Source organism: Janthinobacterium sp., assembly GCF_031995485.1.
In the GTDB taxonomy this organism is placed as follows: Bacteria; Pseudomonadota; Gammaproteobacteria; order Burkholderiales; family Burkholderiaceae_D; genus Janthinobacterium.
On sequence record NZ_DAMAGB010000030.1, the window covers coordinates 12,798 to 37,819 of the forward strand.

The 25,022-nt window shown below is 59.8% G+C and carries 27 protein-coding genes and 1 tRNA gene; 15 read left to right on the plus strand and 13 right to left on the minus strand.

The genetic code is table 11. The features are described from left to right. Positions 1-9: 9 nt before the first annotated feature. Positions 10-1,353 carry a chloride channel protein gene (locus RTQ46_RS16555; RefSeq protein ID WP_312438221.1) on the plus strand — a complete coding sequence of 448 codons (1,344 nt, stop codon included), beginning with the start codon at positions 10-12 and terminating at the stop codon, positions 1,351-1,353. Here the strand turns inward: RTQ46_RS16555 and RTQ46_RS16560 are convergent. Together RTQ46_RS16560 and msbA are read right to left on the minus strand one after the other, a co-directional pair. Next, positions 1,343-1,819: a MarR family winged helix-turn-helix transcriptional regulator gene (locus tag RTQ46_RS16560; protein WP_312438222.1), complete on the minus strand. Its 477-nt coding sequence runs from the start codon at positions 1,817-1,819 to the stop codon at positions 1,343-1,345. The genes RTQ46_RS16555 and RTQ46_RS16560 overlap by 11 nt on opposite strands. Positions 1,820-1,843: 24 nt before the next feature. Further along, a complete protein-coding gene (gene msbA / locus RTQ46_RS16565; RefSeq protein ID WP_312438224.1) occupies positions 1,844-3,685 on the minus strand; it encodes a lipid A export permease/ATP-binding protein MsbA in 1,842 nt (613 codons plus the stop codon). A gap of 386 nt (positions 3,686-4,071) precedes the next feature. Between msbA and RTQ46_RS16570 the strand changes: the two genes are divergently transcribed. Continuing rightward, positions 4,072-5,043 (plus strand): ribonuclease Z, encoded by a 972-nt coding sequence (locus tag RTQ46_RS16570; protein ID WP_312438226.1) that lies wholly within the window; start codon positions 4,072-4,074, stop codon positions 5,041-5,043. Here RTQ46_RS16570 and RTQ46_RS16575 read toward each other — a convergent pair whose 3' ends face one another. Continuing rightward, positions 5,044-5,700: a tetratricopeptide repeat protein gene (locus RTQ46_RS16575; RefSeq protein WP_312438228.1), complete on the minus strand. Its 657-nt coding sequence runs from the start codon at positions 5,698-5,700 to the stop codon at positions 5,044-5,046. Between the two features lie 131 nt (positions 5,701-5,831). Between RTQ46_RS16575 and RTQ46_RS16580 the strand changes: the two genes are divergently transcribed. Both RTQ46_RS16580 and RTQ46_RS16585 read left to right on the plus strand, forming a co-directional pair. Further along, positions 5,832-6,020, plus strand: coding sequence for a hypothetical protein (locus tag RTQ46_RS16580; RefSeq protein ID WP_312438230.1), 189 nt, complete (start codon positions 5,832-5,834; stop codon positions 6,018-6,020). Then, the gene (locus RTQ46_RS16585; protein ID WP_312438232.1) at positions 6,017-6,484 is read left to right on the plus strand and encodes a GNAT family N-acetyltransferase; all 468 of its coding nucleotides are present in this window, start codon (positions 6,017-6,019) and stop codon (positions 6,482-6,484) included. The genes RTQ46_RS16580 and RTQ46_RS16585 overlap by 4 nt, the downstream gene beginning before the upstream one ends. On the opposite strand, the gene RTQ46_RS16590 is transcribed toward RTQ46_RS16585, so the two are convergent. Beyond that, a complete protein-coding gene (locus tag RTQ46_RS16590; protein WP_312438233.1) occupies positions 6,485-7,099 on the minus strand; it encodes a TetR/AcrR family transcriptional regulator in 615 nt (204 codons plus the stop codon). A 260-nt stretch (positions 7,100-7,359) separates the two neighbouring features. Here RTQ46_RS16590 and RTQ46_RS16595 point away from each other — a divergent pair, with 260 nt between their 5' ends. Further along, on the plus strand, positions 7,360-8,505 hold the full coding sequence (locus RTQ46_RS16595; RefSeq protein WP_312438310.1) for an MFS transporter: 1,146 nt from the start codon (positions 7,360-7,362) through the stop codon (positions 8,503-8,505). 9 nt (positions 8,506-8,514) lie between these two features. Here the strand turns inward: RTQ46_RS16595 and RTQ46_RS16600 are convergent, their stop codons facing one another. The 3 genes from RTQ46_RS16600 to RTQ46_RS16610 form a co-directional block, all read right to left on the minus strand. Next, a complete protein-coding gene (locus RTQ46_RS16600; RefSeq protein ID WP_312438235.1) occupies positions 8,515-9,009 on the minus strand; it encodes a prolyl-tRNA synthetase associated domain-containing protein in 495 nt (164 codons plus the stop codon). Positions 9,010-9,074: 65 nt separating this feature from the next. After that, positions 9,075-9,275, minus strand: a complete 201-nt coding sequence (locus RTQ46_RS16605; protein WP_312438237.1) for a DUF3079 domain-containing protein — start codon at positions 9,273-9,275, stop codon at positions 9,075-9,077. 122 nt (positions 9,276-9,397) lie between these two features. After that, entirely contained in the window at positions 9,398-10,291 is an 894-nt protein-coding gene (locus RTQ46_RS16610; RefSeq protein WP_312438239.1) for a LysR family transcriptional regulator ArgP, read from the minus strand. A gap of 100 nt (positions 10,292-10,391) precedes the next feature. Here RTQ46_RS16610 and RTQ46_RS16615 point away from each other — a divergent pair, with 100 nt between their 5' ends. Together RTQ46_RS16615 and RTQ46_RS16620 are read left to right on the plus strand one after the other, a co-directional pair. Then, complete coding sequence (locus RTQ46_RS16615; RefSeq protein WP_312438241.1) at positions 10,392-11,003, plus strand: LysE/ArgO family amino acid transporter; 612 nt, start codon at positions 10,392-10,394, stop codon at positions 11,001-11,003. Between the two features lie 10 nt (positions 11,004-11,013). Next, positions 11,014-11,436, plus strand: a complete 423-nt coding sequence (locus tag RTQ46_RS16620) for an ACT domain-containing protein (protein ID WP_312438243.1) — start codon at positions 11,014-11,016, stop codon at positions 11,434-11,436. Here RTQ46_RS16620 and RTQ46_RS16625 read toward each other — a convergent pair. Next, the gene (locus tag RTQ46_RS16625) at positions 11,416-12,039 is read right to left on the minus strand and encodes a hypothetical protein (protein WP_312438244.1); all 624 of its coding nucleotides are present in this window, start codon (positions 12,037-12,039) and stop codon (positions 11,416-11,418) included. The two genes, RTQ46_RS16620 and RTQ46_RS16625, sit on opposite strands and share 21 nt — an antisense overlap. 278 nt (positions 12,040-12,317) lie before the next feature. Here RTQ46_RS16625 and RTQ46_RS16630 point away from each other — a divergent pair, with 278 nt between their 5' ends. Further along, entirely contained in the window at positions 12,318-13,442 is a 1,125-nt protein-coding gene (locus RTQ46_RS16630; protein ID WP_312438246.1) for a metallophosphoesterase, read from the plus strand. On the opposite strand, the gene RTQ46_RS16635 is transcribed toward RTQ46_RS16630, so the two are convergent. Then, entirely contained in the window at positions 13,439-14,353 is a 915-nt protein-coding gene (locus RTQ46_RS16635; RefSeq protein WP_312438247.1) for an ADP-ribosylglycohydrolase family protein, read from the minus strand. The two genes, RTQ46_RS16630 and RTQ46_RS16635, sit on opposite strands and share 4 nt — an antisense overlap. 163 nt (positions 14,354-14,516) lie before the next feature. Between RTQ46_RS16635 and RTQ46_RS16640 the strand changes: the two genes are divergently transcribed. Continuing rightward, positions 14,517-15,131 (plus strand): hypothetical protein, encoded by a 615-nt coding sequence (locus RTQ46_RS16640; RefSeq protein WP_312438249.1) that lies wholly within the window; start codon positions 14,517-14,519, stop codon positions 15,129-15,131. Positions 15,132-15,225: 94 nt separating this feature from the next. Here the strand turns inward: RTQ46_RS16640 and RTQ46_RS16645 are convergent, their stop codons facing one another. Further along, positions 15,226-15,576, minus strand: coding sequence for a hypothetical protein (locus RTQ46_RS16645; protein WP_312438251.1), 351 nt, complete (start codon positions 15,574-15,576; stop codon positions 15,226-15,228). Between the two features lie 264 nt (positions 15,577-15,840). Here RTQ46_RS16645 and msuE point away from each other — a divergent pair, with 264 nt between their 5' ends. The 3 genes from msuE (at position 15,841) to RTQ46_RS16660 (ending at position 18,521) form a co-directional block, all read left to right on the plus strand. After that, the gene (msuE, locus tag RTQ46_RS16650) at positions 15,841-16,422 is read left to right on the plus strand and encodes an FMN reductase (RefSeq protein ID WP_312438252.1); all 582 of its coding nucleotides are present in this window, start codon (positions 15,841-15,843) and stop codon (positions 16,420-16,422) included. A 65-nt stretch (positions 16,423-16,487) separates the two neighbouring features. Continuing rightward, positions 16,488-17,465, plus strand: coding sequence for a DUF1852 domain-containing protein (locus RTQ46_RS16655; protein WP_312438254.1), 978 nt, complete (start codon positions 16,488-16,490; stop codon positions 17,463-17,465). Between the two features lie 27 nt (positions 17,466-17,492). Then, complete coding sequence (locus tag RTQ46_RS16660) at positions 17,493-18,521, plus strand: methionine synthase (RefSeq protein WP_312438255.1); 1,029 nt, start codon at positions 17,493-17,495, stop codon at positions 18,519-18,521. 8 nt (positions 18,522-18,529) lie between these two features. Here the strand turns inward: RTQ46_RS16660 and RTQ46_RS16665 are convergent, their stop codons facing one another. After that, positions 18,530-19,672 (minus strand): serine hydrolase domain-containing protein, encoded by a 1,143-nt coding sequence (locus RTQ46_RS16665; protein WP_312438257.1) that lies wholly within the window; start codon positions 19,670-19,672, stop codon positions 18,530-18,532. Between the two features lie 641 nt (positions 19,673-20,313). Between RTQ46_RS16665 and RTQ46_RS16670 the strand changes: the two genes are divergently transcribed. Continuing rightward, positions 20,314-21,960 carry an AAA family ATPase gene (locus tag RTQ46_RS16670; protein WP_312438259.1) on the plus strand — a complete coding sequence of 549 codons (1,647 nt, stop codon included), beginning with the start codon at positions 20,314-20,316 and terminating at the stop codon, positions 21,958-21,960. 456 nt (positions 21,961-22,416) lie between these two features. Here RTQ46_RS16670 and RTQ46_RS16675 read toward each other — a convergent pair whose 3' ends face one another. Next, the gene (locus RTQ46_RS16675) at positions 22,417-22,632 is read right to left on the minus strand and encodes a hypothetical protein (RefSeq protein WP_312438260.1); all 216 of its coding nucleotides are present in this window, start codon (positions 22,630-22,632) and stop codon (positions 22,417-22,419) included. 421 nt (positions 22,633-23,053) lie between these two features. On the opposite strand from RTQ46_RS16675, the gene RTQ46_RS16680 reads away from it, so the two are divergent. Then, a complete protein-coding gene (locus RTQ46_RS16680) occupies positions 23,054-23,545 on the plus strand; it encodes a hypothetical protein (protein ID WP_312438262.1) in 492 nt (163 codons plus the stop codon). A 75-nt stretch (positions 23,546-23,620) separates the two neighbouring features. Then, positions 23,621-24,316, plus strand: coding sequence for a phage baseplate assembly protein V (locus tag RTQ46_RS16685; RefSeq protein WP_312438264.1), 696 nt, complete (start codon positions 23,621-23,623; stop codon positions 24,314-24,316). A gap of 375 nt (positions 24,317-24,691) precedes the next feature. Here the strand turns inward: RTQ46_RS16685 and RTQ46_RS16690 are convergent. Continuing rightward, positions 24,692-24,781: transfer RNA gene (locus RTQ46_RS16690), tRNA-Ser, on the minus strand. Positions 24,782-25,022 lie beyond the last annotated feature (241 nt).

Consider the following 25,022-nt stretch of genomic DNA (forward strand, 5'->3'; position numbering starts at 1 on the left):
TTTGCCACCATGAAGCATTCGCACGATATCCCTTCCGCTTTCAAGCATGAATTTGCCGACCCGCGCCTGTGGTGGACGCGCGCGGTGGTGGTCGGCATGGCGGCGGTGGCCGGCCTGGTGGTGGTCGGCTTTACCTGGCTGGCGGAAGAAGCGCTGGACTTGTTTCATTTTTTTAATGCCAAGGCCTGGTGGTTCACGCTGCTGTGGACGCCCGTCTGCGCAGCCGTGCTGGTCTGGTTGACGCGCCGCTACGCGATCGGCGCGGCCGGCTCCGGCATTCCGCAGGTGATGGCGGCGCTGGACCCTGCCGTCGCAGCCGGACAGCGCCCGCTGTATGTGTCATTGAAACTGTCCGCCGCGAAGATCGCGCTGACGGCCGGCGGTTTGCTGGGCGGCCTGTCGCTGGGGCGCGAAGGCCCGTCGGTGCAGATCGCCGCCGGCGTGATGCTGGCCGCGCGCCGCTGGCTGCCGCGCCAGGCGCAGGTGAGCGCGCACTCGCTGCTGGTGGCCGGCGGCGCGGCTGGCATCGCGGCCGCCTTCAATACGCCGCTGGCGGGCGTGATGTTCGCCATCGAGGAACTGTCGCGTTCGCCCGAGCAGCGCAACAGCGGCCTGATCGTCGCTGGCATCGTGCTGGCCGGCATGATGGCCGTTTCGATCAACGGCAACGCCACGCACTTCGGCGTAATCCATCCGGGGCCGATCGGCCTGGCGCTGATGCTGCCCGGCTTGCTGGTGACGCTGGTGGCGGGGGTGGCCGGCGGCCTGTTTGCGCGCCTGCTGCTGGCGTCCAGCCGCGGCAATCCGCTGGGGCGGTTGTCAAGCTGGCGCGGCAAGCGGCCGGTGCTGTTCGCGCTGGTCTGCGGCCTGGCTGTGGCGGTAATCGGCGTGGCGAGCCATGGCGCCACTTTTGGCAGCGGCACGGTGGCCACGCGCGCCATGCTCGACGGCGCGGCCGACGTTCCGCCCGCGTTCGTCGCCGTCAAGTATGTGGCCACCTGGCTGACGGTCTGGTCGGGCGTGCCGGCCGGCATCTTTGCGCCGTCGCTGGCGATCGGCGCCGGCATCGGCCACGATATCGCGCTGCTGCTGCACTATCCGCATGCGCCGGCCCTGATCGCGCTGGGCATGGTGGGTTTCCTGGCGGCCGCCACGCAGGCGCCGCTGACAGCCTTTATTATTGTGATGGAAATGGTCGATGGCCACGGCATGGTGCTGAGCCTGATGGCCTGCGCGGTGGTGGCCAGCACCGTCTCGGGCGTGCTCAGCGAACCGCTGTACGGCGCGCTGGCGCAGCTGCAACTGCAGCGCCTGCCAGCTCCAGTTCCGGCTCCAGCTCCAGCTACATCGTAAACGACAGCGGCTGCAGGCCGGCCTGCTGGTCGTCCGGCGCCACCACGGCCAGCAAGGCGGCCAGGCCGGCGTTCAGCTGTGCCAGGCTGGCCCCATCGAGGCGGGCCAGCGCGCCCGGCAACAGGCCGCGCGCCGGCTGCGGCGCGGCGGCGATCACGGCCTGGCCCTGCTCGGTCAGGCTGAGGCTGACCACGCGCTGGTCGGGCTGGTCGCGCACCTTGCGCACATGCGATTTTTTCACCAGCGCCTCGACCAGGTTGCTGGCCGTGGTCTGGTGAATCGACATGCGCGCCGCCAGTTCGCCCATGCGCAGGCCCGGCTGCTCCCAAATTTCCTGCATCACCCACAATTGCGCGCCCGACACGCCGCACTGCTTCTCGATCTGCATCGAATGGCGCTGCGCCGCGCGCATCACCACGCGCAGCCCCTGCAGGGCCTGGCTGCGTTCCTGGTTCAGTTCATCCACCGCTGCCTCCTGTTCCGACGGTGATCATGCGCCCGGCAGCGCCGGCTCGCGCGACAGCTGGCTTTCGTGCAGCCGCGCATAGGCGCCGCGCCGCGCCAGCAAGGCCGCATGGCTGCCCGACTCGACCAGTTGCCCGCCCTGCATCACCACGATGCGGTCGGCGCTCTCGATGGTCGACAGGCGGTGCGCGATAACGATGGTGGTGCGGTTGCGCATCAGCACTTCCAGCGCCGCCTGCACCTGGCGTTCCGATTCCGTGTCGAGCGCGCTGGTCGCTTCGTCCAGCAGCAGGATCGGCGCATCCTTGTACAGCGCACGCGCGATCGCCAGGCGCTGGCGCTGGCCGCCGGAAAAGCGCGAACCGTTCTGGCCCGCCTGTGTCGCATAGCCCTGCGGCATCTGCATGATGAAGTCGTGCGCATAGGCGGCGCGCGCGGCCGCTTCGACACGCGCCTGGTCCGGCGCCGGGTCGCCATAGGCGATATTCGCCGCCACCGTGTCGTTGAACAGGATCACGTCCTGGCTGACCAGCGCAAACTGGCGCCGCAGCGACAGCAGCTGGTAATCGCGCAGGTCGACGCCGTCGAGCAGAATCTGGCCGCCGCTGACGTCGTAGAAGCGTGGCAGCAGGCCCAGCAAGGTGGTCTTGCCGCCGCCCGAGCCGCCCACCAGCGCCACCGTTTCGCCGGCCGCGATATCGAGCGTGATATTGCTGAGTGCCGTCGGCGCATCGGGGTCGTCCGTGTTGTAACGGAAATTGACGTTCTGCAGCGACAGATTGCCCTGCACCACCACCGGCGCGGCCTGGCCCGGATCGGGTTCCAGCGGCGTGTCGATCAGGCCGAACACGGACTCGGCCGCAGCCAGGCCACGTTGCAATGGCTCATTGATCTTGGTCAGGTTCTTGATCGGCGACTGCATCGCCATGAGCGCGCCCATGAAGGCGACAAAGGCGCCCGGCGTGATGGCGCCGCTTTGCGCGCGCAGCAGTGCGAAATAAATCACCGACGACAGGGTAATGCCGACCAGCATCATGATCACGCCGGAGTTCATGGCCGACGTGGCCGCGTGCTTGACGGCCAGCTGGCGGTTGCGCTTGACCACGTCGACAAAGCGCGCCTGCTCGTAGTCCTGGCCGCCGAAGATTTTCACCACGCGCTGGCCGCCGATGCTCTCGTCCAGTACCGAGGTCAGCTCGCCCACCGCCTGCTGTGCGCTCTTGCTCAGGTGGCGCATGCGGCGTCCGGCCAGGGTAACGATGATGGCGATGATGGGCATGGTGGCCATGCAGAACAGCGCCAGCTTGACGTCTATGCTGAACAGCAACACCAGGTAACCGATGGTGGCCACCGAATCGCGCACCGCCACGTTGAGCACGTTCAGGCCGGCCTGCGACACCTGGCTGGCGTCGAACGCCACGCGCGACTGCGTCAGGCTGGTGGTGGTGGTGTCGAAGAAGCGGCTGGGCAGGCGCATGATGGTGGCAAACATCTGCTCGCGCAGGTCGGCCTGCACCCGGCTCGATAGCCAGACGGAACCGTAGTCGCCGGCAAAGCTCGACACCATGCGCATCACGGCCAGGCCCAGGATGGTGGCCGGTATTACCCACAGGTCGACCTGCCCCGCCTGGGCCGGCAGGAAACGGTCAACCCAGCCCTGCAGCAGGCCCATGATGCCGGTGGTGGCGGGCGCCACATGCTCGCTGGCGCTGGCGCGCATGGCGTCGACCACGCTCTGCAACTGGCGGATCAGCAGCACATCGGTGGCCGACGCCACGCCCACGGCCAGCAGGGTAACGGCAACGATTGCGCCATAGCGGAGAAATTGGCTGCCCAGGCGGACAAACAGGTGGCGGCTTTGCTGCATGTGATGGGGAAATAAAAGGGAAAGCGTGATTCTAACGCGTGCGGGGGATTGCCACGAGAATGCAGAGGTATGCGGGACAAACAAAGACCCGGGCCAGTGGCGGCCCGGGTCCGTAGTGGAAGCAGAAGTCTTGTTACAGGCCGCCGAATCCGGCAGCGGTGGCCACCACCAGCGCGGTGAGCGCCAGCACGGTCAGGATTTTCTTGGTTGGGGTGTGCATGCTGTACTCCTTAGGGTGAATGATTACAAACACAAATGAATCAACCGCGGCGCTCGGGCGCCATCTGCTTATTCATTCATTGTACATTTCGCATTGCAAATTGCACGTACAGTTACGTTTCGTTGTAATCACGCACAAAGTAATTTCTTTCAAGCATAATTGATCCATGTTCAAACTGACTTTTCTCGGCACCTCTTCAGGCGTGCCCACGCGTTACCGCAACGTGACTTCGCTGGCCATACAAACCACGTTGGGGCGCGAATGGTGGATGGTCGATTGCGGCGAAGCCACCCAGCACCGCCTGCAGCGCATTCCCCTGTCCGTGCACGACCTGGCCGGCATCTGCATCACCCATGTCCATGGCGACCACAGCTATGGTTTGCCCGGCCTGCTGGCGAGCGCCTCGATGACGGGGCGCAAGCGTCCGTTGATCATCATCGCGCCACTTGCCATCCGCGCCTGGCTGGACGCGACCTTGCTGCATACGGAACTGTTTCTCACCTATCCGCTGATCCATGTCGACGTCAACAGCGCAGAGGTGGTGCACCAGGAAACCGGCCTGACGATTACCCGGCATGCGCTGTCGCACCGCGCGGCCAGCGTGGGCTTTCGCTTTGCGGTGGAAACCAATAAATGGAAGCTGGACAAGGAAGGCCTGCTCGCGCAGGGCGTGCCGTCCGGTCCGGCGTGGGGACAGCTGCAAGCTGGCAAGGATGTCGCACTGGATGACGGCCGCGTGCTGCGCAGCAGCGACTTTCGCCTCAACCGCACCGAGCGCGCCGCCATTGTGGTGGGCGGCGACAACGACACGCCTGCCCTGCTGGAACAGGCGTGCGCCGGCGCCCAGCTGCTGGTGCATGAGGCCACCTATACGGAAGCGATGCTGCAGAAGGCAGGACCGGGGCCGACCCACAGTTCAGTGCAAAGAGTCGCCCAGTTCGCGCAGAGTTGCCATCTGCCGAATCTGATCCTGACGCACTTCAGCGCGCGCTATCATCACCGCGAGGGCATGGCCGAACTGGAAGCGGAAGCGCGCCTGCATTATTCAGGCACGCTGTTCCTGGCACACGATTTCGATACCTATGAACTCGATGCGGCTGGCGGGCTGAGCAAGACAGACGCCCTCAAGCCGGATTGATCAGTAAGGATCGCTGCCGTACAGCCTGGCGTATTCGGCGGCCAGCGCCCTGGCCTCCTCCAGCTGCGCCGGCGTCAGGATCTGCAGCAGCTGGTCGCGGTTTTTGATCGACTGCTCGTCGCCGGCCTCGGCCGGCATGGCGATCCATGCGTACGCTTCCACGTAATCGAGGTCCACGCCCTGGCCTTGCGCATACAGCAGGCCGTATTCGTTCTGTGCCGACAGTGAACCGGACTCGGCCGCAATGCGGTACCAGCGCGCCGCCTCGTTGAAATCCTGCGCCACATCGACGCCGCGCCGGTAGGCCTGCGCCAGGTTGAATTGCGACTGCCCGTCGCCGGCCTCGGCTGCCTGGCGGCCATACGCCAGCGAGCGCTGCATGTCGGGTTCGACGCCATCGCCACTGGCATACATCAGCGCCAGGTTGGCCAGCGACGGCGGATAGCCGGCCTCGCCCGCTTCGGTAAACAGCGCGACGGCCTTGCTCAGGTTCTGCGCCACGCCCTGGCCCTGGTAGTACAAGCTGGCCAGGAAATGCTTGCCGGCCGCGTCGCCGCTGCTGGCCGAGGCATAGAATTGCTTGAACGCCTCGGCATAATTGTCGTCGTTATAGGCGTCGATGCCGGCTTCGTTGAGGGATTCGGCGGATAGGGTCATGCAGGCTCCTTGGAAGTTGGCAATGATTGATGCGGTCAATTCTAAGGGGCAGCAGCCATGGTTGAGTGTTCTGTTGAAGGCAGGTACAGTGCCGTCATACGATGCAACACTCTTGCCGACAAGGAGAAAACATGTCACAGACCGAGATGATCAAGGCGCGCCTTGAAGAATTGAAAAGCAACTACGCCGCGGGAGAGCAGCAGATGCAAACCCTGGAAACGCGCAAGAACGAGTTGAAGCAGACCATGTTGCGCATCCAGGGCGCAATACAGGTACTGGAAGAAATGCTGGCAGAACAAAACAATCAATCAGGCACATGACGACCCCGCACCCTGCGATGAGTTTCCTGCCTGCCGAGCCGCAGGACGCCGCCGCCTTTATCGCCCTGCGCGGCCAGACCCGGCAGAACGCCGTCACGGCCGAGCGCCTGGCCGAGTTCGGCATCACGGCCACGTCGTGGGCCGAGCTGATGCGCTCCGGCAATCTGCCCGGCTACACCTGCCACTGCGATGGCCGGCTGGCCGGCTATTGCTTCGGCGACCTGGAAACGGGCGAAATCATCGTGCTGGCCCTGCTGCCCGCAGCCGAAGGCCTGGGCGCCGGCAAGAAACTGCTGAGCCTGGTCATGCAGGACTTGCACGCGCACGGCCACCAGCGGCTGTTTCTCGGCTGCTCCAGCGACCCAGCCTCGCGCTCGTACGGCTTTTACCGCCACCTGGGCTGGACTTCGACCGGCGAGACGGACGCGCATGGCGACGAGGTGCTCGAGTTTCACTATGCCTAGTCAGCCGGCCTGACGCCCGTCCCACACCCGCATCAGCGCGCTGATGGCCGCGTCGAACACCGCATGGCCGACGCCATCGCGCGCCATGATGGACACGCCCGACAGGAAGCCGTCGAAGACGGCGGCCAGTGCGCTGGCGTCGGTGTCCGCAGGCAAGTCGCCAGCAGCCACGGCGCGCTCGACGCAGCGCACGAAACCGGCGCGCGTGCGCGCGCGCGACGCCATCAGCGGCGCGGCCACCAGCGCATGCTCCGCCGTTGGCGCGCTCATGCTGCCCAGCGCCACCATGCAGCCGGGCGGGTGGCCCGCGCCGGACTGCATGCGGGCCGACTGGCGCAAGGCCAGTTCGACCGCTTCGCGCGGCGCCAGGCTGTCATCCCACAGGCATTCCGTGACCTTTGCATAGGTATCGAGATAGCACTGCGCCGCTTCGCGGAACAGCGCTTCCTTCGAGCCGAACGCCGCATAGAAGCTGGGCGCCGAAATGCCGCCACCGAGCGCCCCCTTGAGCTGGCTCAGGGAAGTCGACTCATACCCTTGCTGCCAGAATAAAAACATCGCCTGCTCGACCGCCGCCCGCCGGTCGAACGTGCGCGGCCGTCCCATTTGTGCCATCCGCCGCCCCTTTCCTTATTTTCTTATTTACCTACTTACATACTACTCGATACAGAAGTCATTGACAACGCGCGCCCATCTCATCTATATTTATACCGATCGATACATATGTAGCGCTGCCGCGCCTGCTGGCGCCCTGCGTCCTGTCCAATGCTGCCACCCCACCCAAGGATCTTGCCGTGAACTCCACTGCCCTGCCTGCCGCCGCCAGCCCCGCGCCGGCCGAACGCCTCCCCGTCTCAGGCCTGCTGGCCCTGGCCATGACGGGCTTTATCTGCATCATCACCGAAACCTTGCCCGCCGGCCTGCTGCCGCAGATCAGCGCCGGCCTGGTCATCAGCCCGGCCATGGCCGGACAAATGGTGACCGCCTATGCGCTCGGCTCGCTGCTGGCGGCCATTCCGCTGACAATTGCCACGCGCGGCTGGCGGCGCCGCAATGTGCTGCTGCTGACCATCATCGGTTTTCTCATGTTCAATACCGTCACGGCGCTGTCGTCCCATTACTGGCTGACGCTGGCGGCACGCTTCCTGGCGGGCATGGCGGCGGGACTGGCCTGGAGCTTGCTGGCGGGCTACGCGCGGCGCATGGTGGCGCCGCAGCAGCAGGGCCGCGCGCTGGCGCTGGCCATGGCCGGCACGCCGGTCGCGCTGTCGCTGGGCGTGCCGCTGGGCACCCTGATCGGCTCGCTGACCGGCTGGCGCATGGCGTTCTGGATCATTTCCGCGCTGACACTGATACTGATCGCCTGGGTGCTGGCGAAAGTGCCGGACTATCCGGGCCAGAGCGCGCAGGAACGCCTGCCGCTGCGCAAGGTCTTCACCACGCCTGGCGTGCGCCCCGTGCTGGCGGTAGTCATCACCTGGATGCTGGCGCACAATATTCTCTATACGTATATTGCCCCGTTCGTTGCCCCGGCCGGCCTGGCGGCCAGGGTCGACCTGGTGCTGCTGGTGTTTGGCGGCGCGGCCCTGGCCGGCATCTGGATCACCGGCAAACTGGTCGAGCGCCACCTGCGCGCCACCGTGCTGGCCAGCCTGGCTGCATTCCTCCTGACGGCCATGATGCTGGGGCTGGCATCGCAGTTTCCGGCCGTTATCTACCTGGGCATGCTTGTCTGGGGCCTGAGCTTTGGCGGCGCGGCCACCCTGTTGCAGACGGCGCTGGCCGACACCGCCGGCAGTGGCGCCGACGTGGCGCTGTCGATGAATGTGGTGGCCTGGAATGGCGCCATTGCGGCTGCCGGCGTGGTGGGCGGAAGCCTGCTCGGCGCGTGGGGCGCTGGCGCCTTTCCGTGGGCGATGTGCATCTTGCTCCTGCTTGCGATCGCGATCGCCTGGTCGTCCCGCGCCCACGGCTTCAGGCCGGGCCGCCGCAATGGCACGGCGCAGGTAGCGGGCCACTGACCATTGCGCTCAGGAGAGCGCTGGCACCTCGGCCACGCGCGGCACATGGCCTGTCCACGCCAGAAATGCCTCTAACGTGGCGTGCGGCATCACCGCCGTGGCCGTATTGCGCAAGGGATGGGCCTGCACTTGCGCGGCATCCCATACGGCCTGGTCCAGCACCAGTTCCACCGCATGGGCCCGATCGTGCAGCAGGGCCAGCACGCTGACGGCGCCGGGCGTCACACCCAGGTGCTGCAGCAGGCGCTCGGGCGAGGCCAGGCCCAGCCGGCTGGTCTGCAGCAACTGCCCCAGCGCCAGCAGGTCGATGCGCTTGTCGTATGGCACCACCACCAGCAGATGCCGCTTGCCCTTGGCATCGCGCACAAAGATGTTTTTGCACATCAGGCCCGGCAAGTCCGGCGTGCAGGACAGCGCTTCGGCGATGGTGTGTACGGCACGGTGTTCGGCCAGATGGTAAGCATGGCCGGATGAGTTCAGCCAGTTCAACAGCGTGGTGTGCATGGGTTGCGAAAGGAAGTTCAGGCACTCTATTGTAGCGGCTGCCAGCACTTCCCGGCTGGCCTTGCCTACGGCGTTTTCTTCGCTTCGCCGGCCTGCTGCGGCGCACTCAGGCCCCACTCGTTCCAGCCTTCGCCAAACAGCTCGACGGGATGCTGGGTACGCTCCGAGCCATTGCCGCACGCCATGGCGTCCGGCGAGCAGTATTTATCGCAACCCCAGCAGATGCGTTCGGGATTCTTCGGGTTGACAGGGAAAGGTTTGGCCATGATCGGTGATGGGACTGAGGACGACAGGGATCACTCTAGGCTTGCACCAGAACAGGGTCAAATGGAATCGGCGCGCAAATTTGCCCGAGGTCAAGCTTGACCATATTGGCGCCGGCACGAGGCTACAGGGCATCCTGGACCAGCCACTTCGCCGCCGTTTCGACGATCGCGTCATGCAGCCTGCCGGTCAGCGCCGTGCGGATATTCCAGCGGTGCCAGTACAGTGGCACCTGGAACTCGGTCCCCGGCGCCAGCTCGATCAATTCGCCGCGCTCGAGCTCGCCGCGTATCTGGATCAGCGGCGCCATGCCGTAGCCAAAGCCCGCCTTGATAAACGCCACAAAGCCTTCCGAGCTGGGAAAGTAACTGTGCGGGACATTTTCGCTCAAACCCATCTGTCTCAGATAGCGCGCGTGCAGGGCGTCGCTGCGGTTGTAGATGATTGCCGGAGCAGCGGCAACGGACTGGGCGCTCAAACCATCGGCAAACCAGCGCTGCGCAAACGCGGGCGTGGCCACGCAGCGGTATGACATGATGCCCAGCGCCACCACGGAGGTGCCGGCCACGGCATCGGGCGAGCTGGTGATGCAGCCGACCACCCTGCCTTCGCGCAGCAGGCGCAGCGTCTGGTCCTGGTCGTCCAGCAGCACATCGACGCGGCAGGCCGGTTCGGTCAGTACCGACGCCAGCGCGTCGAGCAGCCAGGTGGCGGCGCTGTCGGCATTCGAGGCGATCGCCAGCTGCGGCAAGTCGCCGGGCGCCGGCGTGTCCGTGTGCAGGCCCGCTTCGAGCAGCAGCACCTGCCGGTAATGGGCGATCAGGCGGTGGCCGCGTGCGGTCGCTTGCGGCGGCTGGCTGCGGATTACCAGCAACTCGCCAGCGGCCTCCTCCAGTGCACGCAGGCGGTGCGACACGGCCGACTGCGTGATCGACAGCGCCATCGCCGCCTTCTCGAAACTGCCCTGCTCCAGCACCGCGTCGAGGGCCGCCAGGCCCCGGTAGTCAAGCTGACTCATCAGCACCTCTCATGAATGAATTGAATGAATCACGAATAACATTCATTATACTAATCTCGCACGCTCGCCTATGCTGGCAACCTTTTGCAAGGGAGCAGCAATGTTGAGCAGCAGTTTTTTCAAGGGCATGGCGATGGGTGGCGGCTTGATCATCGCCATCGGTGCGCAAAATGCGTTTTTATTGCGACAGGGCATACAGCGCCAGCATGTGCTGCTGTGCGCGGCCGCCTGCATCGCGGGGGACATATTGCTGATCAGCCTGGGCGCGGGCAGCATAGGCCGGCTGGTGGCGTCCACGCCGTGGCTGCTGGGCGCGATCCGCCTCGGCGGCGCGCTGTTCCTGCTCGAATACGGGCGCCGCGCGGCCTGGTCCGCCTGGCGCGGACAAGGCCAGGCATTGCAGGCGGCCAGCAATGCCGTCAGCGAGCGCGGCCCTGCCCTGCGCGCCGCCATCGCGCTCAGCCTGCTCAATCCCCATGCCTGGCTCGATACCGTGGTGTTGCTGGGCGCCATCGGTGCGCAGCAGCCGGAACAGGGCCGCCCATGGTTCTCGGCTGGCGCGATGACCGCTTCGGTGCTGTGGTTCAGCGCGCTGGCCATCGGCGCCCGCCTGCTGGCGCCCGTGTTTGCCAATCCGCGCGCCTGGCGCGTGCTCGACGGCCTGATCGCGCTCACCATGTGGGCGATTGCCGCCTCGCTATTCGTACAATAAGGAACACCTGATGACGACCTCGACAGAACTGCACAGCATCATCCTGGAACTTTCAGCGCACGACTATGCCGTCAGCCGCCTCGATGCGGCCGCGCCGATGCCGGCCTGGGCCGATGGGTCCGGCTTTGTCAGCATCAGCCGGTCATCCCATGAATTGTCGATCGTGTGCGAGGCCGCGCGCGTGCCGGACGGCACGGTATCGGAAGAAGGATGGGCCTGCCTGCGCTTCGTGGGGCCGTTTGCGTTTGGCGCCACCGGCATCGTGCTGTCGGTGGTGCGGCCCCTGTCGCTGGGTGGACTGGGCGTGTTCGTGGTTTCCACCTACGATGGTGACCATATCCTGGTCAAGCGCGCGGACCTGCCGGCGGCCATGCCATTGCTGCATGCCGCCGGCCACGTCTTGAACAGCCGATCAGCCGACCTTGCCGAATGAGAATTTCTGCGAGATCACGGCCTGCGTGACGAAATCGGCGTCCGCCGGAATCGGCTCGCGGAAAAGCGGATGGTGAAACAGCGGAATACGGTCGAATTTCTTGGAGCGAAAAATCCAGCGGTTCTTGCGGATCTCGCTATAGCGCTCGCCCTTGAACTGGCGGTCGACCGAGGTAAATGGCAAGAGCCGCTCGGCCAGGTCGCCGTAATTCAGATCGGGCTGGCGCGCCTTGAACTGTTCGAAAATTTCGAATTGATCGCTGCAAATGACCTGGATCGCCGTTTCCGGAAACTGGTAGCGCTCGGTCCACATCACATGCCAGCCCGAATCAATATCGTTGATGAAATCGGCCAGGCGCGGGCTCAATATATAGGCATCCGATTCGATATGAATGATCTTGTCGGCGCCCAGCTCCTTGGCCAGCGTGATTGAATGCAAAAAGCTGCGCCACCAGCCCGGATACGCCGAAATGCTCTGGCGCCCCAGGTTGTCGTCGAAGCGCACGATCACCTTGTCGTCCTTGAACAGCGACAGCGGCGCGCTATTGGTCACGGTCTTGATGATGTCGGGCGGCGGCAAATACGGCGAGCCATCGTCGATCATGATTTTCTTGTCCGCCCTGATCGGCCCATCCTGATAGTAATCCAGCCAGCGCCGGTATCGCTCCCGCCATGCCTGTTCGTTCTTAATATAGCTGGTGCAAAATAAAATGGATTTCATCGGCCGAAACGTTAGATGCTTATGAAGGCCTGCGGCGGATACGCCAAGGCAAGCTTGCGATTTTATCATATGGAAAACCAGGCCGCCGCCACGGCCAGGCAGTCACTTTTTCGCGGCGTTCGTGGTTAAATGACCCTTCGACCATACGACGATGCCCCTCCATGCTCAGATTTCACCTGATGTTCGCCCTGCCCTGCCTGTTCGTTATCGCCCGCTGTGTCTGGCCGCTGCCGTGGTTACTCCGCTCCAGGCTGGCTGCTGCGGCCATCCTGCTGCTCGCCTCGCAATACCATCTGTACAGCCGCCTGTCGTCGGGCAGCGTGTTCTCGCCAGAGTTCCCGAGGGAGATCGTGATCGCCTTTAACTGGGCCTTCAGTGCGATTTTGCTGCTGGCCCTGCTGCAGCTGGCGCTCGACTTGCTCACGCTGCTTGCCAGCCTGGTGCGCTGGCGCCGCCTGGCGATTCCACCCGCCCTGCGCTACGTCCTGGCCGTGGCGGCCATGGCGCTGGCCGCCATCGGCGTGCAGCAGGCCATCCGCGTGCCGCCGCTCAAGGATGTCGAGATCCACATTGCGAAATTGCCGCCGCAGTTCGACGGCTACCAGATCGTGCAGCTGACCGACATGCATATCAGCCGCCTGTTCGACGCCCCCTGGACGCGCGCGGTGGTCGCGGACACCAACGCGCTTGGCGCCGACCTGATCGTCGTCACCGGCGACATGATCGACGGCGCCATCGACGACCGCGCGCCTGACGTGGCGCCGCTGCGCGGCCTGCGTGCCAGGGACGGCGTGTACGTCATTCCCGGCAACCACGAATACTTTTTCGGCCACGATGTCTGGATGCAGTATTTTGCCGGCCTGGGCATGATTGCGCTCGACAACAGCCATGCCGTTCTCGAACGCAACGGAGCGAAACTGGTGCTGGCCGGCGTGACCGACGTGACGGCGCCGAACTCCGGCTTGCCCGCGCCCGACCTGGCGCAGGCGCTCAAGGGCGCACCGGCCGGCACGGCCGTCGTGCTGCTCGACCATCAGCCGAGAAACGCGCGCCACGCCGCCGCGCTGGGCGCCAGCCTGCAACTGTCGGGCCACACCCACGGCGGCCTGATCGCCGGCCTGGACCGCTTGTTTGCGCTGGCCAACGGCGGCTTCGTATCGGGCCTGTATGGCGTCGACGGCATGCAGCTCTATGTCAACAATGGCACGGCCTTGTGGCCGGGGCTGGCGCTGCGGCTGGGACGGCCATCGGAGCTGACGCGCATTACGCTGCGCAAAGCCAACTAGCGTTGGCCTGACAGTTCCAGCAGCTTGACCGCCATCTCTTCCATATCCGTGCGCATCGCCAGCGGCGCCAGCCAGGCCGGCGGAATCGCTTCCACGCCGTAATACGCGCCGGCAATCTGGCCGGTGATGGCCGCCGTGGTATCGGCGTCATCGCCCAGGTTGGCGGCGCGCAGCACGGCTGCCTCAAAGCTGTCGGTATGGAAGAAGCACCATAGCGACGCTTCCAGCGAGTCCACGCAATAACCGGTACCGCGGATCTGCTGCTCGGGCTTGGCGATAAAGCTGCCGCTGGCCAGTTCCTTGAGTTTCGGCTCTGATGGCTGCCAGCTGACGCTGGCCAGCAGCGCTTCCTTCTTTGTCCCCGCCAGCGCGCTGCACAGCAGGGCCGCGAACAGCTGGCAACTTTCCACCGCCTCCGGCGCGCCATGTGTGGTGCGCGAGCTGTCGGCAGCGAGCTGGATCGCTGCGTCCACATCGGGATACGCAAACAGCACCACCGGCGCCAGGCGCATCAGCGAGCCGTTGCCGGCCGTGCGCGGCGATGTGTCGCCGCTGTACGGATTGCCCGTGTCGGCAAAATTTTGCAAGGCGGTGCGCACCGTCATGCCGATATCGAAGCAGCTGCCGGTCGAGCTCAGGTAGCCCCACTGCCACCAGTTCAGATAGCGCGCCATCTGGTCTGCGGGGTTGAATTCGCCCTTGGTCAGCAGGCTTTCGGCCAGGCACAGCGCCATCGAGGTGTCATCGGTCCATTGGCCGGGTTGCAGATTGAACGGGCCGCCGCCGGTCATGCTGGTGACCGGTGCGAAACTGCCGCGGGGAGAGAATTCGACGGTGGTGCCGACGGCGTCGCCGGTGGCAAGGCCCAGCAGGGTGGCAAGGTAGCGGCTTTTCAGGGTCGGTATCGGCATGGACAGGCTTTCACATCGAATAAAACGCTGATTATAAAAGGCAAGTCTCCATCACGCCGGCACGCTAGCCCGCGCCGCAAACTTGTCAAAACAGTTATAGTCGCCCTGCCCTGCCGAAGACGGCGGGCACATCATCCACACCACCTCGGAAGGATCATCGAAATTGCGAAAACTCCTGATTGCCTTGATTGCCACGCTGGCGGCCACCCCGGCGATTGCCTCCCCCATCACCTCCGGCGACTACGACGGCCTGCTGATCGGCGTGGACCGGCAAGGCACGTTGACCGGCTATTTTGAAAGTTCGACTGGCGGCGGACAATTCAGCTGCATCTTTTTCATGCGCGGCAAAGTGGCAGACCCGGCAACGCGCGTGGACACCTGGTTTCCGGAAGACCGCGACGCTAAAAACGTTATTTCCGGCACCATGCAGTTGCTCAGCGAAAACGCCAAGCCCACCATCCGTGCAGGCCTGAAAGAAGACCCGCCAGGCTGCTGGAACGTGCAGCACTTTGCTCCCGAACCAGCGACGTTTGCGCTCAACGAGAAAGGCAGCTGGCAGGCCATCCGCGTGGTCTCTGCCAAGAAGGCCTATTTTCACGACGATCCGTCCGGCACGCATGCCCGCAAGGCGTATGTGGTGCAAGGCAATGCGCTGCGGGTATTCGACACCCGTTCGGGGTGGGTGCAGGCGGAATATGTGAGCCCGGAAGGCAAGCGCACCAAAGGGTGGGTGCTGGAAAAGGATTTGTATCTGAGCGAAAAGCCAGTCGACAAGTAAACGAACCGGCGATTCGTGGCCGTATTGCGGATCAGGACAACGTGTTGTCGACGTACCAGAAACAAGATGCCATACCGCTACCAATCGCTCAGCTTCAGCTTCTGTTTACTTTCCGCGATTCGGCGTGCGACATAGTCATCGATGCCCGTCTTCCTGACCCGATCAAGGCCTTCATGTTCTGGCAGTCCCGGGCGGCATCGAATTGCGCCAGCGATTTCTGCTGATCACCCGCATGCAAATAGATGTGCGCCAGATCGTATTCGCCCCCGCCAGGCGTGCCCCACCTGACCTGGTCGCCAAACGTATTTTGTTCATGCGCCTCGATGATTCCCCGGCTGGTGGCCGTCGCCTCGAAAAAGGCCAGGGCGTGCTCATCCAACAGACTGGCCGGATCGGACCTCGTTGCTCCAGGATTTGCAGTAGCCTGATTATCATGGAATTGCATTATTGGCGCTTAAAAAACTGGCGTCAGGCGGCATGGAGCTCTTTACTGGCGGCCTAGCGCAATGGCGACTGCCGTGTTTGCCTCGCGCACTGCCTGGCGTAGCTGCTTGATGCGCCCCTCAGCCCCAGCGCAGCATGAACGAAATTCATGTAGCCATGAAATTAAACCGTTTTACTTCAACAATCCCCATCGCTATCATCCGTTCACCTTGTTGTCGGCATTTCGCAGCGGCCATGGCCCGCATCCATACACATGAAAGCAAACATGACACGTCCACTCCGTTTAGTCGCAGTCTCCGGCGGGCTGCAACGCCCTTCGAAGGCAGCCGCCCTGGCCGAGCACCTGATGGACCTGGTCGCCGGCGAATTCCTGTGCGAACAGCGCCTGGTCGAACTGTGCCAGCTCGCGCCGCAGCTGGCCGGCGCGGTGTGGCGCTCGCAGTTGCCCGATGCGGTGGAGCGCGAGCTGGCAGCGGTGGAACAGGCTGACATCGTGGTGGTGGCAACACCGGTCTACCGCGGCGCGTACACGGGACTGTTCAAGCACTTCTTCGACTTCATCGACCAGGACGCCCTGATCGACAAGCCCATCTTGCTGGCGGCCACCGGCGGCAGCGAGCGCCATGCGCTGATGATCGACCACCAGTTGCGCCCGCTGTTCAGCTTTTTCCAGGCCCGTACCTTGCCGCTGGGCGTCTACGCGACCGACAGGGATTTCCTTGACTACCGTCTGCAGAGCGAAGCCCTGACCGAGCGCGCCGCGCTGGCGGTACAGCGGGCCCTGCCGTTGATCGGCCTGACGCGCCAGGCTCGCTCTGCCATCGCCGACCTGGCGGTCGCGGCCTGACATCCATCACGCCGCCCAGCCATCGCCACATTCATTTTTCGCAAAAATCAGGACACCAGATCATCATGAGCAACGATTTTATATTCAGCATCAAGAGCATTGTTTTCGATGAAAACTATCACCCCGCCGACAATACGCGCCTGACCACCAACTTTGCCAATCTGGCCCGCGGAAACAGCCGCCAGGAAAACCTGCGCAATACCCTGCGGATGATCGACAACCGCTTCAACAACCTGGCGCATTGGGACAACCCGAATGGCGACCGCTATACGGTAGAACTTGAAATCATCTCGGTGGAGCTGAATATCGATGTCCAGGGCAGCAATATCCCATTGATCGAGATATTGAAACCGACCGTCGTCGACAAAAAAACCGGCGAACGCATTGATGGCATCGCAGGCAATAATTTCTCCTCTTACGTGCGTGATTACGACTTCAGCGTGCTGCTGCCTGAGCATAACAACAATCGCTCCACCTTCAGCGCGCCCGAGGATTTCGGCGACTTTCATGGCAAGCTGTTCCGGCACTTCGTTCAATCAAATGCCTACAAGGAGCGCTTCAAGAAGCCGCCCGTCATCTGCATCAGCGCATCGAGCAGCAAGGTCTATCACCGGACCGGCAACCAGCATCCCGTGCTGGGCGTCGAATACCAGCAAAACGAGTTTTCCTCGACCGATCAGTATTTCGAAAAGATGGGCATGCAGGTGCGCTATTTCATGCCGCCCGATAGCGCCGCACCGCTGGCGTTTTATTTCATCGGCGACCTGCTGGGCGACTACACCAATCTTGAACTGATCGCCACCATCAGCACAATGGAAACGTTCCAGAAGATTTACCGGCCCGAGATCTACAACGCCAATTGCGCGGCGGGCAAATCGTATCAACCCAGCCTGAAGAACCAGGATTATTCATTGACGCAGATAGTCTATGACCGGGAAGAGCGCAGCCAGCTGGCGGTCAAGCAGGGGAAATATACGGAAGAGCACTTCATCAAGCCATACAAGCATGTTCTTGAACAATGGACTGCCAGTTACGCGCTCTGATCAACCGATACACGAAATCACACCATCATGAAAAAATTATTACCGACCTCCACCGCCGGCAGCCTGCCGAAACCTTCCTGGCTGGCCCAGCCCGAAAAACTCTGGTCGCCGTGGAAACTGCAGGACGAGGAACTGGCCGAAGGCAAGCAGGATGCATTGCGTCTGTCACTGCAGGAACAGCAGCATGCAGGCATCGATATCGTCAGCGATGGCGAGCAGACTCGCCAGCATTTCGTCACCACCTTCATCGAGCATCTGAACGGCGTGGATTTTGAAAAACGTGAAACCGTCAGGATTCGCGACCGCTACGATGCGAGCGTGCCGACCGTCGTGGGCGCCGTCAGCCGCCAGAAGCCGGTGTTTGTCGATGACGCCAGATTTCTGCGCCAGCAAACCAGACAACCGATCAAATGGGCCCTGCCAGGCCCGATGACAATGATCGATACGCTGTATGACAGCCACTACAAAAGCCGCGAAAAACTGGCCTGGGAATTCGCAAAAATCCTCAACCAGGAAGCGCGCGAACTGGAAGCGGCCGGCGTCGACATCATCCAGTTCGACGAACCCGCATTCAACGTGTTCTTCGATGAAGTCAACGACTGGGGCATCGCCACCCTGGAACGGGCGATTGAAGGCCTCAAATGCGAAACCGCCATCCATATCTGCTATGGCTACGGCATCAAGGCCAATACCGACTGGAAAAAGACGCTGGGCTCCGAGTGGCGCCAATATGAAGAATCGTTCCCCAAGCTGCAGAAATCCAGTATCGACATCATCTCGCTGGAATGCCACAACTCGCTGGTGCCGATGGACCTGATTGAACTGATACGCGGCAAAAAAGTGATGGTCGGCGCGATTGACGTGGCCAGCCATGCGATTGAAACGCCGCAGGAAGTGGCCAACACCCTGCGCAAGGCGCTGCAGTTTGTCGATGCGGACAAGCTCTATCCATCCACCAACTGCGGCATGGCGCCGTTGCCGCGGGAGGTGGCACGCGGAAAACTCAATGCGCTGAGTGCGGGGGCGGAGATTGTAAGGCGGGAGATTTTGGGCTGAGGGCTGGCCTACTTCGCGCGCTCCATGCTTTCCACTGTGTCGAAAACAGGCGCCAGTGCGCTTTCCATCGCGCCGGCCGTAGCATCGCCGCTCTGGTTGGTGATGATGAAGACTCCAAGCTGATATTTGGGAACCACGTAGGCATAGCTTTGCGCGCGTGGCACGCCGCCGTGGTGTACATAATGCGTGCCCAGCTGGCGATTGTTACCAATGTTCCAGAAATAGCCAATGCTGAAGTCGTCCTGAAAACGTAGCAGCGGCTTGTGCGATTCGACGACCGCCGGATCGGCGCCCAACTGCAGGCGCAGGTACTTCGCCATGTCCGGCATGGTCGACTTCAGGTTGCCGGCTGCCCCCCAAGGCAGTTGCGGCATCGGTGTCGTCACGACGGGATTGTCGCTATGGTAGCCGGGCGCCAGCCGGCCGGCATCCTTGGCGGCAAGTCTCAGCCTGGTATCGTGCATGCCGGCTTTACGCGCGATGAATTGCGTGAGCAGGTCTTCATAGCGCATGCCATAGATTTTTTCCAGAGTATGCGCAATGAGTTCGGTGCCGGCGCTTGAATAGGCATAGTCCTTTCCAAGCGGGCCATTGATGCGGACTGTGTGCAAGTCCTGCCAGAATTGCTGTTGTCCGTAATTGGCGTAGGCCGAATTGAGCTTTGCCGGCGTGGCGTGTGCAGTGAAATCCTTCAATATGGCATTGACCTGCGACGGCAGCATGCCCGGCATCGTGCTGGTGTGCGTGACCAGGTGGCGCAAGCGAACTGGCTGCCCCTGCCACTCCAGGTTCGGATAGTCCCCCACCAGATACTTTTGTACAGGATCATCGAGCGCCGCATTCCCATCAAGCACAGCGTTCGCCAATAGCAGGCCAGCAAAAGTTTTGCTGACCGAGCCGATTTCGTACAGTGTCGTATCGTTCGGCGGATTGGCTTTGCCAGTCTCCAGCTCGCCTTGATGCAGAATGAATTCCTTGCCGCGATAAACGACAGCAATCGAGGCCGCGTGCAGAAGTTTTGACTGCAGCAGGGTGGCCGCAGCCTGCTTCATTGCAGAAGGAATGTCATGCGCAGGTGCAGTAGCTGCGGGCTTGCAAGCTGCCAGCATTGGCATCATTACGGTTATGACTGCGGTGAGTTTGGTCATCATGCACACCATCCAGGGGGAGGGTTATTTTCGCACAAGGGACGCAGCGATGACGGAAAAAAATCACGCGCATGGTTTTTCAAATTGGTGCAGTCGCGCGGTCAGGTTTGACATTCGGACATGAACTGATACGTTGGTTGGCGTGGAAGCTGGCTCAGTCGACAGGCTGATTGGAACCACGAACGCGCGCGCACGGCGCCCGGGGCTGCCGCGCAGCGACAGCAGAGTGAGGATTCGGGGCGGAATGCGCCTGCAGGCGCACGGCCTTCGAATCTCACACGCAGGGTGCGCAGGCGCCCTGCTCGCTTCCGCCAGGAAATAAAGAAACCGCCCGATGGCGGTTTCTTTATTTCCTGGCGGAAGCGGTGTAATGCAAACATCTATTCTTTATGCGGACTTCGACCACGATATGAAAATAGTATCTACCAATATACCTACTCATGAACAATGTCGAAAAAATATTATATTAAATTAAACATTGGCACTTGATCTAGATCTTTAAGTATTCCGCCAACCATGCTAAAAAATTAAGCCGACCAAATAAGCATTAATATTGAATAAATGTAAAATTACAATTGGATAGAATTCGAGATTTCCACTATGTTACATTGAAATGAGAACTTTAAATTACATAGGGAATCGATATGAAACTGACAGCAATGCTAATTTCAAACTTCAAAGGCATAGGCGGAGAAGTAAAAATACTGATTGATAATATTGTTGTGCTAATTGGCCCAAATAACAGCTGCAAATCCACAATATTGGATGCATACGAGAAGTACGCATCGATGGGAACAGCGCTTTCTATAGATTTCTTCCATAATAGGGATGAAAATATTCCAATATCCATTACTGGCGTTTTTTCGGATATTACCCCTGAAGATATTGACATAGTTGGAAAGGAGTGGGTTATTGAAGGAGATGAAGATTTTGGACGTTGCGCTAAATTTAAATTCTTATGGAGTAAGGTTGATGAAGATGGAGAAAAATTCAGCTTCAGCAGCATTACAAATGACTGGAAAAAAGGTGGGGCAGGAGGGTTTAACTCTATGCTTAAAAGTAGAATTCCAACACCAATTAGAGTAAATCCGAATGATGGCTATGAGTCTTTTGAAAAAGTCGTTAAAGAATTAGCCGCAAAAAGTGCTTTATCAAAATTAAAAAGTGATAAGAGCAAATTAAAAAAAATCATCGATGAGATATCTAAACTAGCTCAAGAAGTTGAAGTAGAAATAGCAGGCGGTGTATCGAAAATTAATCAAAAAATACAAGAAGAAGTGCAGAAACTGTTTCCAGGAATAACAGTAAAATTTGACACAGGTGTAGGAAAATTTAAAGCCGAAGATGCGATTAAAGAAGGTAGCCGTTTCATCTTGACGGCGAATGGCAAATCAGCCCCTCTGGAACATCAAGGTGCTGGAACAAAACGAGCGTTCTTATGGTCGGCTTTAAGTGCGCTATGTAGTGAAGGAATGTTAAAAAAAGGCGCAACAAAAGTAACGCATGAAGAACAAAAAATCTTGCTGCTTGACGAGCCGGAAATAAATCTACATCCTTCCATCATCCGTTCAGCACGGAAAGCGATTTATGCTCTGGCAGAAGTTGCAGGATGGCAAGTAATGTGTACTACACACTCTCCAATTTTTATTGACCTCACTCAAGATCACACAACGCTAATAAAGCTAACCAATTTTGGCACAGGTGTTTGCTATTTCCAAACAGACAAAGCAGCGTTTACAGAAATTGAAAAAGATCAATTAAAAATGCTAAACAAATGCTGCCCAACAGTAAACGAATTTTTCTTTTACGAAAAATCCTTGCTAGTTGAAGGCGATACTGAATATTTAGCTTATCAATTTTTAATTACTCGCGAAAATTTAGATGGTAGCTACTGCGTAATAAACTGTCGAGGAAAAGCAAATATCCCCACGTTCATAAAAATATTTGACCAATTTCAATCTTCAGCGATTGCAATACATGACTTAGATTCCAAGCTAAACGTTAATGGAAATAAAAACGCAATGTGGGGAATAAATCATAGCATTCGGGATGCAGCCAATCTTACGGACGGAAGAGTAGTTACCGTCGTCCACAAACCTGATTTTGAAGGCTATTACTTGGGTGAGGCGCCAAGCAAAGACAAACCATATAATTTATTCAAGCACATAACATCAGATGACTTCGAAGTCTCACTAAAATATGATAAATTGCGCTCATCTCTAAGTGACATAATTGATCAAAGTCACCCAGGCATATATAACACCAGCATCGAGATTGAAGCCCTGGCATAAATTTTCTTAACATATAAATATAGCGACCATTATTGGTCGCTATATTTATAATAAAAATTAGATTCAAAGCCCCAACATAGATTGAAAAAAAACGTGTAGCTCCAATGCAGCCCGGTCAGAGCACGAAACTCGCCTTCTCCATACCGTCCCCCACCTGCGCGAAAAACCGCTCAAAACGCGTCAAATCGCATGCGCCCTTTTCGCCCCGCCGCGCCAGTCCTCATGCGCCTTCGGCCATGGCGCAAATTTGAGTCAAAAGACCCCTATATAGCGGGCAGGTGTGGAGGGGGGGGACAACTGCGCGCGCCGGGCCGAAATGGGGATTTTTCTTGCTTTTGATGCAATTCAGGTTCGCGGGACGTGAAAAAGCCGCCTCATGGGCGGTGTGGTGGCTGGGGCAGCGTGGCGCGGCTGGGTTATGCAGGCACGGCCCTGCTGGCTAACGCGGCATGGCGGTCACCCTGGGCGGCCGGCGCGTGTCTTCGCCGCCAGCTCTTTGTCGTGATCGTCTTGGCAGTCCACGCCGCAGAACAGCAGGGCCGGCGCCAGCGGCTCGTCGCAGTAGTGACAGCAGCCGTGCGCCACAAGGCCCGGGCGGCGCCGCACGGCGGCCAGGCCGCGCGCCACTTCAGCGTAAATGATCTTGTCGGTCTTATCGATGTGGTCGCTCATACTGTGCCCCCGCCCCTGGCCAAGTCATACGGGGCGAAGGGAAGAATGGAAAGATGAAGCGATAAAATGAGGCGATGTTCGCTAATATTCGCACCATAAGGTTTCTGAAAGCCTCAGTGACCAGCAATGATTTAGAGATTAGCTTTGTGGGGCGAATCGCACATATAGCACGAGTTCATCAATTTGACAAAAAAGAACACATTAAAAAAAGTGGGTTACTTTATAATGTATCTACAATGGCCTTTTCTGCGACTGGCTCTATCGGAATGTGCTCTGATACGTGGGTTTCTACTAGAGCATATTTGTCAATTTCATAACTAAAATTATAATTTATGAAATTTCATGAAAATTAGCAAAAGTTGACTGACAAAAAGACAAGTATCTGCACTCAAAAATAATTTTATAATTAATTGGTAATATCATGGAATTAAACAAAGCTGACAAAATTATCGGAACAATTTGCCTAATAATATCAATACCTATATTTCTTTCAATTTATCTTAGAAACGACGTTTATGACATCCTTGGATATTTTTCAATTATTCTAGGGCTATGGGCAGGCGCATATGGATTACGCACAGCATTTAAATCAATAGAAGATAAAAAACAGCAGTATCTCACAAAAAATCCCGCTCATCAGTATTCGGAAAGCCCCCAAGAAATTGCTTGGGCGTGCATCCTATTCATCTTCTTATCCGCCGTAATTGCTGCGCCCGTAATCTTAAAGAAAAACCCTTCTTTTCTCTTACCCATTCTTTGCTTATCCCTCGCTATTGTAACAATTTCAAATATTTACTATGGCATTAGAAATTTAACCAAGGATAGTAGACAACCATTTTTTCGAGTAACTACTTGGGTAATTTCAATTATAGGAACTATTTTTTTCACCTTAGTAACTGTTAAGTTATTTTAGCTGAAGAGCCACTAAGGCGGATATCAGCCCCCTCCCCGCGTGCATACGCACGCGGACTTCGGCAACATGCATTGCATGAATGCCGACCAATACAATCTCTCCCGCTTGCTGCAAAACCTGATCCGCTTGGGCACCATTGCCCAGGTCGAAGGCGCCAAGGCGCGCGTCCAGCTTGGGCCGAAACTCACCACTGAATGGCTGAACTGGATTACCCAGCGCGCCGGCAGCACCTGTACCTGGTCAGCACCTACCGTTGGCGAACAGGTCATGGTCCTGTCACCGGGCGGCGATCTGGCGCGAGGCGTCATTCTGCCGGTGCTTTTCTCCAAGGCGTTTGACGCGCCTGAAACCAGCGACGCGATCCATACCACGCATTACCCTGACGGCGCCGTGCTGCAATACGACCATGCGGCTCATGCCCTAACGGCCCTACTCCCCGGCGGCACCGCCACCATCATTGCCGATAAAGTCACGTCCGACGCGCCCAGCACCATCTGCACAGGCGACGTCACCATCATGGGCAATCTGATCGTCAAGAAATCGGCCACGGTGATTGGGGCCACCGCCCTGAATGGCGGCGTGAACGCCAAGGCCAGCGCCGGCGGCGGCGTGGCCGTGGCTGTGCAAGGAACAGTCAAAGTCAGCGATGACGTGCTGGCCGGCACCATCAGCCTGGCCAAGCACACGCACAGCGGCGTCAGGGCTGGCGGTGACGAATATGCCATCCGGCTGGGGGAAACGCGCGGCAGCCCTGACCGGCCTGCAGTTTGAAACAAGCGAGGCCGGCGCGGCGGCGCTGATTCAGAACGGCGTGACGATGACCAATCTATCGAGTTAGCGGTCGGTGTTGGCCAGAACGGCGCGCTATGTCGGATATCCGCCATTTGGCTACGGACTAATATCCGCCATTCGGATACGGGCTGATGCGTGCCGCGCCGCAGAAGCGAGCTCAGCCTAAACCTGATTAGAACCACGAACGCGCGCCCACGGCGCGCGGGGCTGCCGCGCAGCGGCAGCAGGTGGAGGATTCGGGGCGGGCTGGGCCGGTAGGCCCAGCCCTTCGAATCTCACACGCAGGGCGCGCAGGCGCCCTGCTCGCTTCCGCCAGGCAATAAAAAACCGCCCGAAGGCGGTTTCTTTATTTCCTGGCGGAAGCGGTGAGATTCGAACTCACGAACAGTTTAACCCGTCGCTAGTTTTCAAGACTAGTGCCTTCAACCACTCGGCCACGCTTCCGGAGCCTGCATTATACATAAAGCTTGGGGGGTTACCAATGGGGATGACATAGTGGTGGTGTCGGATGACGACCCGCTGGGTCTAATCCGACCTACGCATCCAAGGGTGCGGGGCCGATTAGAGGAGCGGAATGCTGAAGGCGATGTCAAACAGTGCGCCGGCCTGGCTGGCAAGACCGAAGTGGAGCGCACGCGCGTGGCCCGTCAATGTTGTCGGCTGTGTCTTTGCTGCTGGCCAGAGC